Below are 14,149 nucleotides of genomic sequence, written 5' to 3'. Positions count from 1 at the left end.
CGAGGGTCCTGCCCTGCGGAAAACCTGATTTTTGCGCGAACCATTGGTTTTATACCGGTCGGGTTTGCCAGTCACTAAAGCTTAGAGGCTAAACCGATGTATGCGGTAATCAAGACCGGCGGTAAGCAATACCGCGTTGCGGCGGGCGATCTGCTCGTCGTTGAAAAGCTGGAAGGCGACGCTGGCGCCGCCATCCGTTTCGAAGACGTTCTGCTCGTTGGTGACGAAGCCGGTGCCGTGGTCGGCGCTCCGCTCGTTGACGGCGCTGTGGTCGAAGGCACGCTGATCGAAACCCGCAAGGGCAAGAAGGTGAAGATCTTCAAGAAGATCCGCCGTCAGGGCTATCGCCGCACCAACGGCCACCGTCAGCCGGAATCGGTGATCCGCATCACCGCCCTGAACGGCGCTGGCAAGTCGGCCGCCTGGGAAGGCACCGTGTCGCTGGTGACCAAGGCCGAACTGGACGCCCGCGCTCGCGGTCTGGCCCCCAAGGTCCAAGCTCAGTCTTTGGCCGAAGCCGTCGAGGCTCCGGTCGTCGCTGAGGAAGCTGCCGCTCCGAAAAAGAAACCCGCTCCGAAGAAGAAGGCCGCCGAGGCCTCTTCCGAAGAAGCCTAATCGCAACGTTATAGGGGAGTTCCCTCATGGCTCACAAAAAGTCCGGCGGCTCGTCGCGTAACGGCCGCGATTCAGAATCCAAACGCCTTGGCGTAAAGAAGTACGGCGGCGAAAATGTTGTCTCGGGCAACATCCTCGTTCGTCAGCGCGGCACCAAGTTCTTTCCGGGCGACAATGTCGGCCTCGGTCGTGACCACACCCTGTTCGCCACCGCGAACGGCAATGTGAAGTTCACCACCAAGCGCGACAACCGTTGTTACGTGTCGATCGTGCCGCTCGCCGAAGCCGCCGAATAAGCGACCTGATACATGTTTCAGGTCGCGCTTAGCAAATAAGCCGATCTGGACAAAGCCTTCGAACGGGGAGTCCGGATTTGTTTCCGGGCTCCCTTTTCATTCGGGCCTTCTTTTCCTTTTTGGCCTCTTGTTCCCCGTTCGTGACACACCATCTGAAGCGCATTACCGGTAACCATAAGGCCGGTCGCGCAAAGGTTGGGTGTATTTGAGCCTTACGGAAACTTTATTTTCCAAGGGTCACGGGCGGCGGTATTTTTATGGGGTTTGTGTCACTTTCAGACCACATAAAAAACGAAACCTCCCGACACTCTAACTTCGGGTCCGAAACTCTTGGGCCCAAGCCGCCGGCGGCGTCCTCAACGGGCGACGTCCTACGTCTTCGCAGTTAAAGCAGGAACGGGGTATTATCATGATCGTCAGAACACCCGAAGCCCAAGGATTCATCGGTTCGCATCTGCGTCCGTCACCGGCTGGCCTGTCCCGCACAGGTCACAGCGGCAATGCCGTGCAGACCAAACGGCTCTATCTCAGCCCCCTGTGCCTCGATGATGTGGACGACGTGATGGCGGTCTTTGCCCACCGCACGGTCGCGCGCATGACCCACGCCATCGCCCATCCCTTCACCGCCGCCGACGCCCGCGCCTTCGTCGAAAAGGCGCGTCAGAACTCTTCGCCGCGCATGCCCGTCTTCGGCATCCGCGATAATGACGAGAACCTGATCGGCGTGGTCGGTCTGGAGCGCACCCCCACGGCAGAAAAGTCCGGCCTGCATCAGTTCGGTCCCTCGGTCGGCATCTGCCTGGCGCCTGAATATCAGGGGCAGGGTTATGGTGTCGAAGCGCTGGAAGGGCTGATCGGCTATGCGGAACGCTTCGGCGGTCATCGCGTGCTGCACGCGGCGCACTTCGCCGACAACGACGCTTCGGCGAGAATGCTGGCGCGGGCCGGCTTCCTCTACACGGGTCGCCGCACGCCGGAAACCTCCAGGGCCCGTCAGGGCACGCACGAGGCGCTGCACATGATCCGTCTGCTGTAGGGTGGGCTCATACTGAGCCTAACGCTTCCGCAAAGATTTGATCTTCCCTTCAACTTCGTTCACAAAGGCGGCTTCCGCTTCAAGGCGGCGGCCGCTTTTCGTTTCTGAACACCTCTACCCAGTCTGACCACCTCATGAAATTCCTCGACCAGTGCAAAATCTTCATCCGCTCAGGCAATGGCGGCGCGGGCTCCGTGTCGTTCCGCCGCGAAAAGTTCATCCCGAACGGCGGGCCGGACGGCGGTGACGGCGGCAAGGGCGGCTCGGTCTATATCGAAGCGGTCGAGGGGCTCAACACGCTGATCGACTATCGCTACACGCAGCATTTCAAGGCCAATACCGGCACGCACGGCATGGGCCGTCAGATGCACGGCGCCAATGCCGACGACATGGTCCTGCGCGTGCCGGTCGGCACCCAGGTGTTCGAGGAAGACCACGAAACCCTGATCGTCGATCTGGATACGCCGGGCCAAAAGGTCATGCTGCTCAAGGGCGGCAATGGCGGCTGGGGCAATACGCGCTTCAAAGGCCCGGTCAATCAGGCCCCGGACTTCGCCCTGCCGGGTCAGGAAGGCGAGGAAAAATGGATCTGGCTGCGGCTGAAACTGATCGCCGACGCCGGGCTTCTGGGCCTGCCCAATGCCGGCAAATCGACCTTTCTGGCGGCCTCGTCCGCGGCGCGTCCCAAGATCGCGGACTATCCGTTTACGACTCTGACACCCAATCTGGGCGTCATCGATCTGGGGGCCGAGCAACGCTTCGTCATCGCCGACATTCCGGGCCTGATTGAAGGCGCGTCGGAAGGTGCTGGCCTCGGCACGCGGTTCCTGGGTCACGTCGAGCGCACCAAGGTGCTGATCCATCTGGTCGACGGCACGCAGGAAGACCCGGTCAAGGCGTACAAGATCATCCGCAACGAGCTGGCGGCCTATGCCGAAGACCTGGCCAAACGGCCTGAGATCGTGGCGATCAACAAGATCGACTCGATGGACGCCGATGCGCGCAAGGACCTGAGCAAGAAGCTGAAAAAAGCTTCGGGCCAGACGCCTTACCTGATTTCCGGCGTCACCGGCGAAGGCGTGCGCGACCTGTTGTTCGCCGCTCACGCCAGGATCGTCGAAGGCGAAAAGGCGGAAAAGGCCGGGGATGATCCGGCACCGTCGAGCTACGATCCATGGGATAATTAAGGGGTGATCAGGGGGCCTTTCACGACCGCCCGTCCTATCTCCTCCCCTGCGTTAGCGGGGGAGGTGTCGCGGCGCGCGCATCAGCGCGGCGTCCGTGACGGAGGGGGCAATCCCCATTTGCCGCTGACCGAACAAGCTGAAATTTTGCATGCCCCCTCCACCACTTCGTGGTCCCCCTCCCCCGCTGCGCAGGGGCGGAGAGTCTGACATGTGGTTCGCCGGCCCTGCTCCCATCTTCCATACGCTGCGCCACGGCGCGTTGCGGCCGGGCTTCCATCTGGAGCGTGGCATGAAGATCGGCCTGTTCGGCGGATCGTTCAATCCGGCGCACGAAGGCCATGCCCACGTCGCCGAAACGGCGTGGATGCGGCTGGGGCTGGACCGCATCATCTGGCTGGTCTCGCCGCAAAATCCTTTGAAATCGAAGCACGAAACCGCGCCGCTCAAGGAGCGTATCGACGCTATCCGCCCGTTTGTGGGGCCGAAGGACATCATTTCGGACTTCGAAACCCGCATCAGCGCCACCTATACGCTCGACACCCTGCGCACGCTGAAGGCCCGCTATCCCGGCGTGCAGTTCGTATGGATCATGGGCGGGGATTCTCTGGCCAGCTTCCACCGCTGGCGCGGCTGGATACAGATTGCCAAGATGATCCCCATGGCCATCGTCTCGCGCCCCGGCGTCCTGATGAAGAGCCGCCTGTCGCCGACCGCGCGCCGCTTCGCCCACTATCGACGCAAGGAGCGCGAAGGCCACATCCTCAGCCGTCAGCCGGCTCCCGCCTGGGCCTATCTCAAAGGGCCGCTTCACAACATCTCCTCGACCACCTTGCGCGCGCAGCGCAAGAAGACGGAGAGCGGTCAGCCCTAGACGACCATAAAAATCCGGGCGGGCTGCATTACAAACCGTGACCTTGGCCCCTATCTGTGCTAGGGTCGAACCCAACTTATCCACATATGGAGTAAAACCCTGTCTCGTCAGCTTGCGCAAGACGCGCATTCGGAACCCGCCGCCCCCCCGGCGGACATCGACCAAAGTACCGCCGATTTCGACGAAGCCTCGCTCGAAACCCTCATCCTGAATAAGCTGGATGACGACAAGGCGCAGGACATCGTATGCATCGACCTGCGCGGCAAAAGCTCGGTGGCCGACACCCTGATCATCGCTTCGGGCCGTTCGCACCGTCACGTCGGCGCTCTGGCCGATCACGTCATGCGCGCCCTGAAAGACGCCGGTTACGGCAAGGTGCGCGTCGAAGGCCTGCCGGCCTGCGACTGGGTTCTGCTCGATGCCGGTGACGTCGTGGTCCACCTGTTCCGTCCGGAAGTCCGCAGCTTCTACAATATCGAGAAGATCTGGTCGGTGTCGTCGAACCATATGGTCGATTCCAACGCCTGACCCACACCTGATACGTCTCGCACCTCCCCGGCGCGCTGGGGAGGCACACCCTACGGTGATGGGAGCCTTCGTGGCTCCCTTGTCATTTCAGCGCCTCATGAAACTCATCCTCGCCGCCGTCGGCAAACTCGGCAACACACCGGAAAACACGCTCACCCGCGACTATCTCAGCCGCGCGACCCTGAGCGGCCGTCCGCTGGGGCTCGGCCCGGCGGAACTGCTGGAAATCGAGCCGAAGAAGACCGCCAAGTCTCAGGAATCCGCTCTCAACAAGGCGCGCGAGGCCGAAGCCATCCGCACGGCTTTGGGCGAAGGTGTATGCCTGATCACCTGCGACGAGCGCGGCGAGCTTCTCACCTCGCGCCAGATCGCCCAACGCGTCGATAAGCTGAAAGACTCCGGCGAACGCCGCCTGGCTTTTCTGATCGGCGGCGCGGACGGGCTGGATGCGGAACTGGTCAAATCCGCGCGCTTTTCACTGGCCTTCGGGCCGCAAACTTGGCCGCACGCGCTGGTGCGACTGATGCTGGCCGAACAGATGTACCGCGCCACGACGATCCTCGCCGGATCGCCGTATCACCGCGACTGAGTTCCTGTTAAGACCTCCTAACACCGCATTAACCTTCGCCCGCTAGTTTGGCCTGATGATCCGCCGCCCTGTCCTGTTGCGCGCCGCGAGGCCGGTGGCGCTGACCCTGCTCGTGCTGTTCGGCACCGGCACGGGCACGATCGATCTTTGGGCACAGCCAGTACAGAAGCCGCTCACCAAACAGGCGCAGACTGAGTTAGACACGATCGGCGCCGAACTGCGCGCCAATGCCCGCAAGCGCGAACAGAAGCACCAGTCGGCGCGGCAGATCGCCGAAGAGATGGAGCGCCTGCGCACGCAGATGATCGACATCGCCCGCACCCAGGGCGCGTCGGAAAAGCGCGCAGCCATCTACCGTTCGCGGCTGGAAACCCTGACCCTGCTCGAAGCCGACATGACACGGCGTTTGGGCACGTTGCGCAACAAACAGTCGCGGCTGCTCAGCGCCCTGCAGATCTATTCGCGCAACCCGCCCCCGACCATCTTCGTCTCGACGCGCAAGGCCAATGACGCCGTCATCGCCGCCATCATCCTCAAGGAAATCACGCCGGAGCTGAAAAAGCGCGCCGCCGTGCTGTCGGAACAGAACCGCGACCTGATCCGCGTGCGGCGCGAGGCGGCCCTGCAGAACGAAGCCCTGTTCATCTCCGAAAGCGATGTCTCCGAACAACAGAAACAGCTTGAAACCCTGATGGCCGACCGTGCGGCGCTGGAAGACCAGCTTCTGCGCGAGGCCGACGCCATCGAGGCGCGCAATCTGGAACTGGAGGCGCGGCAACGGACCTTGCTGGGTCTGCCGTCGCCGCTGCGTGCGCCGCAGGGCCGCGCGCTCGATCTGCAACTGCCCGTCGTCGGCGAAAAGGCCGGCAGCTACGGCGAAAGCATCGACGGGCAGACGAACCGCGGCCTGCGTCTGAAAACCGCGCCCGGCGCGCAGGTGCGCAGCCCCGGCAATGGCCGCGTCGAATATGCCGGACCGCTGGAAGGCTACGGGCAGGTGGTCATTCTCGATGTCGGCGGCGATTATCGCATCGTCATGACCGGGTTGGGCCGCGTCTATGTCGATCCCAACCGCACCGTGGCCAAGGGCGAGCCGCTGGGGCGCACCCCGAACCTGACCGACAAGCCGACCATCTTCTATATGGAACTGCGCAAGGGCGAGAACCCGGTCAATCCGGCGTCGGGCTTCGATCTGACGAAGCTTTGATCGCAACGCACGGGCCCTGTTTACGCCACATTAAAAGCCTGTACTATGTTCTGTAAGCGTCTGCGCGTCCGTCCTCTTCCGACGGGCGCCATCAGGGGGTCGAAGGCCCCAAAGAGGACTATATGAGAAATTACTTCCTGGGTGGCGTCGCCGCTCTCGCCCTGAGCATCGGTGCGGTGGCCTACGCCAATCAGCCGGCCTTCACGCCCAAGTCCGACACCTACGAAATGCTTGAGCTGTTCGGCGACGTTCTGGCGCTGGTCAAGCAGAACTATGTGGTCGAGGTCGACGACAAGAAGCTGATCGAAGCCGCGCTGCAGGGCATGCTGTCCTCGCTCGACCCCCATTCCAACTACCTCTCGGCGGACGACTTTACCGATCTGCAGGAACGCACCAAGGGCGCCTATGGCGGCATCGGCCTTGAGGTGCAGTCCGAGGACGGCGCGGTGAAGGTCGTCACCCCGATGGACGATACGCCCGCCATGAAGGCCGGCATCCAGTCGGGCGATTTCATCACCGCCATCGACGGCACCTCGATCCTCGGCATGCGGCTGACCGAAGCCGTGTCGCAGATGAAGGGCACGCCGGACACCGAACTGACCCTCACCGTGTATCGCGAAGGTCAGGACGAACCGTTCGACGTAAAGCTGAAGCGCGAAATCATCAATGTGAAGTCGGTCAAGACGCGCATGGAAGGCGATTTCGGCTATCTGCGCATCTCGAATTTCAATGAGAACACGGCGCGCGAATCCTACGAAGCCCTCAGCGAACTGCGTAAGGCCAACCCGCAGATGAAGGGCCTCGTGCTCGATCTGCGCAATAATCCCGGCGGCCTGCTTGATCAGTCGGTGGGCGTGGCCGACCTGTTCCTCGAAGGCGGCGAAGTGGTGTCGCAGCGCGGTCGCAAGGCCAACGACATCACCCGTTATCAGGCCCACAAGGGCGACATCATGAACGGCAAGCCGATCGTCGTCCTGACCAATCCGGGCACAGCCTCGGCGGCGGAAATCGTCGCCGGCGCGCTGCAGGACCACAAGCGCGCCTCGACCGTCGGCCTGACCACCTTCGGCAAGGGTTCGGTGCAGAGCGTCATCAATCTCGGCGAAAACCGCGCCGTGAAGATGACCATCGCCCGCTACTACACGCCGTCGGGCCGCTCGATCCAGAAGACGGGCATCGCGCCGGACCTCGAAGTGGCGCAGTCGCGCGATCAGGCCAAGGTCATCGCCAATCGCGCCTATTCCTTCTCCGAAGCCGATTACAAGAACGCGCTGGACGCCGACGAAGGCAAGAAGCGTCAGGAGCCGCACGTCGTGTCGGAAGTGCCGCCCGACGCCTACGACGTCAAGACCGGCGACTTCCAGTTGGCCCGCGCCATCGACGTCTTGAACTACGGTGGCGACGTGAAGATGGCCATCGCCCATCCGCGCGGCCTCAAACTGGCGGCGGCCGATCTGGTCGACGAACCGGGCAAGCGTTTTGCGGGCAAGACCAAGGCCGCGACAGCTAAGCCGGCGGCGCCCGTCAAACCTGCGGCCCCCGCCGGAGCATCCTCGTCCAGCAGTTCGGCCCAGCCCAAATAATCAGAAACCCCCGCTCCGGCGGGGGTTTTTCATAGGGTCCAGACATATAAAAAGACGCCCGATGCAGCGCATCGGGCGCCAAGGGACACAAAAAAAAGCCCAGTGCTTTGCACTGGGCGTTAGGGATACATCTCATGGACCTCCATCCATAGGCCCGCCGCAGCAACACGCGATCGATTGTGTAACAAAGGAAAGCTTGCGCGGCGAAACCTGCAATCATATTGATCCTCAATGGCTTAACAGGCGAATCAAGTTGCCGTGAGAGTTGGGCCGCCCGCCGTGAACACCGATGCCCGATCACCTGCACATCCTGTCCCTGCCCTTCAGGCCGCCCGAAGCGTTCTTTGGAACGCTCCTGACGCAGGCGGCCTGCGCGGGATTTCTGTCCGATGGCGGCAAGCTGGGGCGCTGGTCCTGGCTGTGCGCCGGACCGGAGACCGTCGATCGATTTGCCTTCGACGATCCGCGCCCGGTCGATGCCGTACTGCGTCAGGCCTGTGACGGCGCGCGCCGCGATGCGACCGTCACGACCGGAGACACATCCGGAGAACGGCCGCCCTTTACCGGCGGGCTGATCGGGCTGGCGGCGTTCGAACTGGGGCTGCGACTGGAAAACCTGCCTCTGCGCCCCTTCCGGTTGGGCGGGGCGCCGTGGCCGGAACTGGTGCTGATGTCCTTCGCCACCGTGCTGGCCTTCGACCTGCACGAGCGCCGTCTGCTGGCGCTGGGGCGCGGTCCGACGGCGGATATCGCGCGCCAGCGCGCGGAAACGCTGGCGGCGCGGAGCACAACCGCCACGACCGCACCCCCGCCCGCCGCTTTGATGGACGCGCCTCTCCTCAGCGAAACGCCCGATGCCGAATTCGAGGCCAAGGTCGCTCGCCTCGTCGCGCAGATTCACGCCGGCGATCTGTTTCAGGCCAATCTGGCGCGCGGCTGGACCGGGCGGCTGAACGCCGGCATCACGCCCGATCACGTGTTGCGTGCGCTCGATCACGCGGGCGCCAGTCCGTTCGGGGCCTTTGTCCGCTTCGGCGATCGCGCCGTAGTGTCGAACAGTCCGGAGCGCTTCATCCGGCTCGGTGCCGACGGACGGATGGAAACCCGGCCGATCAAGGGCACACGCCCGCGTGGCTCCACATCGCAAGACGACACCGCTCTGGGCGATGAACTGCTGACCAGCGCCAAAGACCGCGCCGAGAACCTGATGATCGTCGATCTGATGCGTCACGACCTGTCGAAGGTGGCCGAGGTCGGCTCGGTGCGCGTCGAAGCGCTGAACGCGCTCGAATCCTACCCCAATGTGCACCATCTGGTTTCGACCATCACGGCGCAACTCAAGCCCGGCCACGACGCCGCCGATGTTCTGCTGGCCACCTTCCCGCCCGGCTCGATCTCCGGTGCGCCCAAGGTGCAGGCGATGAAGGTGATTCAGGCACTGGAAGCGCCGCGCGGCCCCTATTGCGGCTCGCTGTTCTGGGTCGATGCCTCAGGCGCGATGGATTCCAACGTACTGATCCGCACGGCGGCCTGCGAGCGTGACGCAGACGGGCGCTGGCGCTTGAGGGTGGCCGCCGGGGGCGGCATCGTCGCCGACTCCGATCCTGCGGATGAACGCCGCGAAACCGAAACCAAGCTGTCCTTGCTCAGGCGTGTACTTGAAGGCGGGCCTTATTTTATAGCCACCACGCCACCCGAACGCGGGTGATGATAGAATTTGTTCTTGAAGGTAACCGTGGTGGGCAGGAACTCGCCCGCCGGGGGCTTGAAGTCGTACTTGACCTCAGTAACGATCAGGCTCTCACCCGCCGGCAACTGATCGACCGTAATGCCGCTAAGGTCCAGCGCCGTACCGTCCCAGTTGCTCGTCCGGCTCCAGTCGGCCGCGATGACGTTATTGGTCTTGTTGCGCGTAACGCAAGAGAAACGCATCTTCAGCTTGGTCCCCGTCGGAAACGGTTCGAGGATGCTGCTGCCGATCTGGAAGATGTCGAGAACATTAGCCTCGCTCAGGCTTTCGGACTGCGCCACCAGGTCGCCCATGGTTGCGGCCAGGTGCGCGGTCTTGCGGCTGGCCATCATGCCGAGGCTGAGATCGGTCAGGCCCCAGTAGATGATGATCAGAACCGGCGCGATAAGGGCGAATTCGACCGCCGCGCCGCCATCACGCGCCTTAAGGAAGCGCGACCGGGTCATGAAAGTGTGCAAACGTCTCAGCATCAGAAGGGCTCGTTCTTGAACACGACCTTGGAGGTCAGCACCGCCTCGCCTGTCTTCAGCGACGACAGGCCCGGCTTCACGAAGGGCGAAAACAGCTTCCACGGATAATAGGCACGCACGAGCTGGATCTTGCTGCCGTCGCCGACCGTATAGGTCATGTCGCTGCCTTTCAGTTCCCCCGTCGCGACGGGATCGGGCGCGTTGGTGACCAGATTGAAATTGTCGTAGGTGCGTACATCGACCTGAAGCTTACCCAGGCAATCGGCGGTGCCCATCCACGCCATTTCGGCGCAGACCTTGGTCTTGAATGCCAGCGCGCTGGTCGGCTTGCTGCTCATGCCCGTACGGATTTCGCGAGAGGCCTTGGCCGTGGCCAGATCGAGGGAGACGCCGGCGAACAGCACGACAGCCAGCTCGATACAGCCCATGATGAGCCCGAAGAACGGCAGGGCGATGATGGCGAATTCGACCGTGGACGCGCCCCGGCGATCACGCCAGAAGCCTGGTCTGAAAGGGCCCTTGGGCTTGTCAGATGGCTTCCCAAACAGCTTCAAAGTCATTGGCAACCTGTCGGTCCCGTACGAAATGAGACCGTCAGTCTAGCTGCGGGGAGTCAATAGCCCGTTAAATCTGTGAAAAAAACCTGCACGTCCGCAAACTTACAGGTTTCTGACGCAAAACGCCGACCTGAAGCGATCAGATCGGCGTTTGACGTCCGCTGTTGAGGCCGCGGCCTATTGAACCGGCGTGACCGTCTGCGGCGGGTTATTGCTGGTGTCCATGCCTTCGGTCGGCTCGGTGCATGTCCGGGAACAGATCAGGGTCGTGGCCTTCAGGCCCTTGAACACCGTGACGCCGCCCTCGACCGGCGTGCCGACGACCACATCGCCGTCGAAAATGGTGCGGCCGTAACCGTCGGTCACCGTCACCGAAGACCGGCCGAAACCGCGCCCTATAATATAAAGCGTCCGCGAATCCACCACCGTCACGTCCGCGATGGCCGGATTGCCGACGATCACCGACCCCGCCGCGGATACCAGACTGACCCGCGCGCTGTGGTTTTTCTCCACCACGATCTTCTGGGCGGCCGCCGCGCCCTGCGCCGCAGCGAGGCCAAGGAGGGCCACAAGCCCGATCACTACCGATTTGCTCTTCATCTTTATCCTCCGCCTGGGGGTCGCCAGACATGTCGCGCCCCTGGCGCTGTGCCAGCCTGCCTCAGGAATGTGAGCTTCAGGTTAGAAACATGGGTAAACAATAGATGTTTAAAAATACTAAACAAAATATTTATGGAAAATTTTGGCGTGTAAATTCAATATTAAAAATGATTTATTCAAATTAACCTTAATAACAATTTACAGTAAACCCATGTTAACTATAGAAAAAACTCAAATTTCCATCAAAATTTACTTCGCATTAATTACGGCGCGATATTCTGCATTCGTGTTCGGGAGCAAGTGAGCCAAACAACTCACCCCTCGGGCCAAAGTTAACCGCTCACTTGCTTAGTAATTATCGTAATGGAGACTCTCATGACCAATCTGATCAACAAGTTCGTCAAGGACGAATCGGGCGCCACCGCCATCGAATACGGCCTGATCGCCGCCCTTATCGCCGTCGCCCTCGTGTCCGTCATGGGCATGCTGAAGACCGACCTGACCTCGGCCTTCACGAACATCGGCACGCAACTGAAGAAGACCAGCTAATCCTTTACGGATAAGCATCTCGCCGCAGGTCGATAGGCCTGCGGCGAATTTCTTAAGAGGCCTGATATGCGCGCACTCCTTAAAAAGTTTATCAAAAACGAGAGGGGCGCCACCGCAATCGAGTACGGCCTTATTGCTGTATTTCTGGCAATAGCCTGCGTAGCTTGTTTTGGCTTTGTCACGGACGGACTGTCGTCGGCGTTTTCACGCATCTCGCAGTTCTTCACCAGTGCTCAGTAAAATCATCCAGAACAGAGGACTTAGAATATGACCAAGCTGCTCAACACTTTCATCAAAGACGAATCGGGCGCCACCGCCATCGAATACGGCCTGATCGCCGCCCTTATCGCCGTCGCCCTCGTGTCCGTCATGGGCATGCTCAGCGGTGACCTGAACACGGCCTTCACCAATATCGGCACGACGCTGAAGAAGACCAGCTAAGTTCAGTACGCGTTTATAAGTTTCGAACGCCGCAGGCCAAGGTCTGCGGCGTTTTCCGTTATCCCCCTGCCCCTGAGCTTCACGCTTTATTCAGCATATCCGGTTAGCGCTGGCGCTTGGAAATTACTTCAGACGTCGCGGTCCATGCTGATACCCCTCCTCTTCGCCCTGACCTATCCCGCCTGTCTCGTCTGGGCGGCGTTCAGCGACCTCAAGTCGATGCTGATTCCGAACCGGCTGTGCCTGATACTGGCCGTCGCCTTCTTTCCAACGGCTCTGCTGTTAGGTCTCCCGCCTCTCGTCATCCTTCAACATACCGGCATCGGCTTCGCCGGCCTGGTGATCGGCTTCACCGCCTTTGCCTTTCGGGTCATCGGCGGGGGGGACGCCAAGCTGATGGCCGCCGCCGCCCTGTGGTTCGATCCGACCGGCGCGCTGGTTTTCCTTATCTACACAGCCATAGCCGGCGGCGTTTTCACCGTACTGCTGGTCGTGGCGCGTCAATATCTCCAGATCTACACCCCTTCCCTGCCGCAATGGCTCCAGACCCTGCTCAAGCCCAAAGGCGACATACCCTACGGCGTGGCCATCTGCGCGGGCGGTTTTCTGGCGATTCCCTACGGTGACCTGTGGCCGCTGCTCACCAGGTCCGTCGGGTAAGCGCGAACCGGGTGCACGCCAGAGCGCGTCCAAAAAGTGCGCAGCGGTTTGGGGAATCAAATGCGCGGCAAAATAAAAACGTTAAGCGCTATGCCGATCCCGTCGGATCGGGATGCGCGTTAAGCGTTCAAATGCCTGATTTTCATAAATTTGCCCGCCCCGCGCGTTTCTTAGGCTGGCGTTAACCACCGTTAAGCCAAGATTCCCCGCAATTGCCAATTGACCGGCTATCCGCGCGCGCCAGAACGCCGCCGGGGGCTTTGTAAGGGGAACCTCCATGAAGGCGTCACGTTATGTCGTAATCGGCATCGCCGCGGTCGCGGCGCTGTTGCTGGCGCTGGTTGTGCGCGGCATGATCGGCGGCAACGGCGCGGCCGACGCCAATGCTTCGCAGAAGGTTACCGTCGAAGCGCCCACCGCCAAGGTTCTGGTCGCTGCCCGCCACCTCAAGATCGGCGAGCGCATCTCCGAAGCCGACCTGGCCTGGAAGGCCTGGCCCGAAGACAGCATCAACGAAGCCTATTTCACCGACCGTCCCATCACGCCGGTTGCGCCTGCCGAGGCGAAGTCGAGCGAGGACAAGGCGCTGGACAAGACCGTCGAAAACGGCGCGGCTCAGGTCGCCGACGCCGCCGACAAGGCGCTTAACCCGACGCGCGGCATGGACGCCGTTCTGGGGGGCGTCGTCCGCGAAGACATCCTGCCGAACGAGCCCATCATCGCCCGCAAGGTCGTCCGTGCCGACGCTGGCGGCTTCATGGCCGTGATGCTGGCTCCCGGCATGCGCGCCATGGCCGTGCCGGTGAGCGTCGAAAGCACGGCGGGCGGCTTCATCCTGCCCGGCGACCGCGTCGATATTCTGGTGTCGAGCGAAGTCCAGAACAACGGTCAGTCGACCCACATCGCCCGCCCGGTCCTGCGCAACGTCAAGGTGCTGGCCGTCGATCAGACGGTCGAAGCCAAGTCAGATCAGCCCTCGGTCATCGGCGCCACCGCCACGCTGGAGCTGCGCCCCGAAGACGGCGAGGCCCTGGCTCAGGCCAAGGCGCAGGGGCCGCTGTCGCTGATGCTCCGTTCCTATGCCGATATCGGCGGGCCTTCGGGCCGCGTCGGACCCACGGCTGTCGCCACCGGAAACAAGGTGGTCGTCTATCGCAACGGGCAGGGCACGGACGTGCCGGTGACCCGATGAGAGATTTCATGAAGAGAC

18 protein-coding genes are annotated in these 14,149 nt (G+C 61.9%); 15 read left to right on the top strand and 3 right to left on the bottom strand.

Features of this window, described 5'->3' with window-relative positions:
- Nucleotides 1–96: 96 nt before the first annotated feature.
- The 10 genes from rplU (at nucleotide 97) to LH365_RS01560 (ending at nucleotide 9,620) form a co-directional block, all read left to right on the top strand.
- A complete protein-coding gene (gene rplU, locus LH365_RS01605) occupies nucleotides 97–615 on the top strand; it encodes a 50S ribosomal protein L21 (protein WP_226744477.1) in 519 nt (172 codons plus the stop codon).
- 26 nt (nucleotides 616–641) lie between these two features.
- Complete coding sequence (gene rpmA, locus LH365_RS01600; RefSeq protein ID WP_107875391.1) at nucleotides 642–911, top strand: 50S ribosomal protein L27; 270 nt, start codon at nucleotides 642–644, stop codon at nucleotides 909–911.
- 409 nt (nucleotides 912–1,320) lie between these two features.
- On the top strand, nucleotides 1,321–1,947 hold the full coding sequence (locus LH365_RS01595) for a GNAT family N-acetyltransferase (RefSeq protein WP_226744476.1): 627 nt from the start codon (nucleotides 1,321–1,323) through the stop codon (nucleotides 1,945–1,947).
- A 134-nt stretch (nucleotides 1,948–2,081) separates the two neighbouring features.
- A complete protein-coding gene (obgE, locus tag LH365_RS01590; protein WP_226744475.1) occupies nucleotides 2,082–3,134 on the top strand; it encodes a GTPase ObgE in 1,053 nt (350 codons plus the stop codon).
- A gap of 208 nt (nucleotides 3,135–3,342) precedes the next feature.
- On the top strand, nucleotides 3,343–4,005 hold the full coding sequence (locus LH365_RS01585; RefSeq protein WP_226744474.1) for a nicotinate-nucleotide adenylyltransferase: 663 nt from the start codon (nucleotides 3,343–3,345) through the stop codon (nucleotides 4,003–4,005).
- Nucleotides 4,006–4,083: 78 nt separating this feature from the next.
- Complete coding sequence (rsfS, locus tag LH365_RS01580; protein ID WP_370639756.1) at nucleotides 4,084–4,533, top strand: ribosome silencing factor; 450 nt, start codon at nucleotides 4,084–4,086, stop codon at nucleotides 4,531–4,533.
- 97 nt (nucleotides 4,534–4,630) lie between these two features.
- Nucleotides 4,631–5,122, top strand: coding sequence for a 23S rRNA (pseudouridine(1915)-N(3))-methyltransferase RlmH (gene rlmH, locus LH365_RS01575; RefSeq protein WP_226744473.1), 492 nt, complete (start codon nucleotides 4,631–4,633; stop codon nucleotides 5,120–5,122).
- A gap of 55 nt (nucleotides 5,123–5,177) precedes the next feature.
- On the top strand, nucleotides 5,178–6,329 hold the full coding sequence (locus LH365_RS01570) for a murein hydrolase activator EnvC (RefSeq protein ID WP_226744472.1): 1,152 nt from the start codon (nucleotides 5,178–5,180) through the stop codon (nucleotides 6,327–6,329).
- A gap of 122 nt (nucleotides 6,330–6,451) precedes the next feature.
- Nucleotides 6,452–7,912 carry a S41 family peptidase gene (locus tag LH365_RS01565; RefSeq protein ID WP_226744471.1) on the top strand — a complete coding sequence of 487 codons (1,461 nt, stop codon included), beginning with the start codon at nucleotides 6,452–6,454 and terminating at the stop codon, nucleotides 7,910–7,912.
- 289 nt (nucleotides 7,913–8,201) lie between these two features.
- Entirely contained in the window at nucleotides 8,202–9,620 is a 1,419-nt protein-coding gene (locus tag LH365_RS01560) for an anthranilate synthase component I family protein (protein WP_226744470.1), read from the top strand.
- Here LH365_RS01560 and LH365_RS01555 read toward each other — a convergent pair.
- The 3 genes from LH365_RS01555 to LH365_RS01545 all read right to left on the bottom strand — a co-directional run bounded on the left by LH365_RS01555 (nucleotide 9,584) and on the right by LH365_RS01545 (nucleotide 11,289).
- Nucleotides 9,584–10,132 (bottom strand): TadE/TadG family type IV pilus assembly protein, encoded by a 549-nt coding sequence (locus LH365_RS01555; protein WP_226744469.1) that lies wholly within the window; start codon nucleotides 10,130–10,132, stop codon nucleotides 9,584–9,586. The genes LH365_RS01560 and LH365_RS01555 overlap by 37 nt on opposite strands.
- Nucleotides 10,132–10,692, bottom strand: a complete 561-nt coding sequence (locus LH365_RS01550) for a TadE/TadG family type IV pilus assembly protein (RefSeq protein WP_226744468.1) — start codon at nucleotides 10,690–10,692, stop codon at nucleotides 10,132–10,134. The genes LH365_RS01555 and LH365_RS01550 overlap by 1 nt, the downstream gene beginning before the upstream one ends.
- 174 nt (nucleotides 10,693–10,866) lie before the next feature.
- Nucleotides 10,867–11,289: a pilus assembly protein N-terminal domain-containing protein gene (locus tag LH365_RS01545; RefSeq protein ID WP_226744467.1), complete on the bottom strand. Its 423-nt coding sequence runs from the start codon at nucleotides 11,287–11,289 to the stop codon at nucleotides 10,867–10,869.
- A gap of 375 nt (nucleotides 11,290–11,664) precedes the next feature.
- On the opposite strand from LH365_RS01545, the gene LH365_RS01540 reads away from it, so the two are divergent.
- The 5 genes from LH365_RS01540 (at nucleotide 11,665) to cpaB (ending at nucleotide 14,131) form a co-directional block, all read left to right on the top strand.
- Nucleotides 11,665–11,838, top strand: coding sequence for a Flp family type IVb pilin (locus tag LH365_RS01540; RefSeq protein WP_226744466.1), 174 nt, complete (start codon nucleotides 11,665–11,667; stop codon nucleotides 11,836–11,838).
- Nucleotides 11,839–11,904: 66 nt separating this feature from the next.
- Entirely contained in the window at nucleotides 11,905–12,078 is a 174-nt protein-coding gene (locus LH365_RS01535; protein WP_226744465.1) for a Flp family type IVb pilin, read from the top strand.
- Nucleotides 12,079–12,105: 27 nt separating this feature from the next.
- Complete coding sequence (locus LH365_RS01530; RefSeq protein WP_226744464.1) at nucleotides 12,106–12,279, top strand: Flp family type IVb pilin; 174 nt, start codon at nucleotides 12,106–12,108, stop codon at nucleotides 12,277–12,279.
- A gap of 144 nt (nucleotides 12,280–12,423) precedes the next feature.
- The gene (locus LH365_RS01525) at nucleotides 12,424–12,939 is read left to right on the top strand and encodes a prepilin peptidase (protein ID WP_226744463.1); all 516 of its coding nucleotides are present in this window, start codon (nucleotides 12,424–12,426) and stop codon (nucleotides 12,937–12,939) included.
- A 277-nt stretch (nucleotides 12,940–13,216) separates the two neighbouring features.
- Nucleotides 13,217–14,131, top strand: coding sequence for a Flp pilus assembly protein CpaB (gene cpaB / locus LH365_RS01520; protein ID WP_226744462.1), 915 nt, complete (start codon nucleotides 13,217–13,219; stop codon nucleotides 14,129–14,131).
- The last annotated feature ends 18 nt before the right edge of the window (nucleotides 14,132–14,149 follow it).

Origin of the sequence: Asticcacaulis sp. AND118, assembly GCF_020535245.1 — a bacterium.
Lineage (GTDB): Bacteria > Pseudomonadota > Alphaproteobacteria > Caulobacterales > Caulobacteraceae > Asticcacaulis.
This window is presented reverse-complemented; position numbering and strand designations above follow the sequence as displayed.

Bases quoted from the DNA above. Each gene is read 5' to 3' on its own strand.
- rplU (WP_226744477.1), top strand. From the start codon at position 97: ATGTATGCGGTAATCAAGACCGGCGGTAAGCAATACCGCGTTGCGGCG.
- rpmA (WP_107875391.1), top strand. From the start codon at position 642: ATGGCTCACAAAAAGTCCGGCGGCTCGTCGCGTAACGGCCGCGATTCA.
- LH365_RS01595 (WP_226744476.1), top strand. From the start codon at position 1,321: ATGATCGTCAGAACACCCGAAGCCCAAGGATTCATCGGTTCGCATCTG.
- obgE (WP_226744475.1), top strand. From the start codon at position 2,082: ATGAAATTCCTCGACCAGTGCAAAATCTTCATCCGCTCAGGCAATGGC.
- LH365_RS01585 (WP_226744474.1), top strand. From the start codon at position 3,343: ATGTGGTTCGCCGGCCCTGCTCCCATCTTCCATACGCTGCGCCACGGC.
- rlmH (WP_226744473.1), top strand. From the start codon at position 4,631: ATGAAACTCATCCTCGCCGCCGTCGGCAAACTCGGCAACACACCGGAA.
- LH365_RS01570 (WP_226744472.1), top strand. From the start codon at position 5,178: ATGATCCGCCGCCCTGTCCTGTTGCGCGCCGCGAGGCCGGTGGCGCTG.
- LH365_RS01565 (WP_226744471.1), top strand. From the start codon at position 6,452: ATGAGAAATTACTTCCTGGGTGGCGTCGCCGCTCTCGCCCTGAGCATC.
- LH365_RS01560 (WP_226744470.1), top strand. From the start codon at position 8,202: ATGCCCGATCACCTGCACATCCTGTCCCTGCCCTTCAGGCCGCCCGAA.
- LH365_RS01555 (WP_226744469.1), bottom strand. From the start codon at position 10,132: ATGCTGAGACGTTTGCACACTTTCATGACCCGGTCGCGCTTCCTTAAG.
- LH365_RS01550 (WP_226744468.1), bottom strand. From the start codon at position 10,692: ATGACTTTGAAGCTGTTTGGGAAGCCATCTGACAAGCCCAAGGGCCCT.
- LH365_RS01545 (WP_226744467.1), bottom strand. From the start codon at position 11,289: ATGAAGAGCAAATCGGTAGTGATCGGGCTTGTGGCCCTCCTTGGCCTC.
- LH365_RS01540 (WP_226744466.1), top strand. From the start codon at position 11,665: ATGACCAATCTGATCAACAAGTTCGTCAAGGACGAATCGGGCGCCACC.
- LH365_RS01535 (WP_226744465.1), top strand. From the start codon at position 11,905: ATGCGCGCACTCCTTAAAAAGTTTATCAAAAACGAGAGGGGCGCCACC.
- LH365_RS01530 (WP_226744464.1), top strand. From the start codon at position 12,106: ATGACCAAGCTGCTCAACACTTTCATCAAAGACGAATCGGGCGCCACC.
- LH365_RS01525 (WP_226744463.1), top strand. From the start codon at position 12,424: ATGCTGATACCCCTCCTCTTCGCCCTGACCTATCCCGCCTGTCTCGTC.
- cpaB (WP_226744462.1), top strand. From the start codon at position 13,217: ATGAAGGCGTCACGTTATGTCGTAATCGGCATCGCCGCGGTCGCGGCG.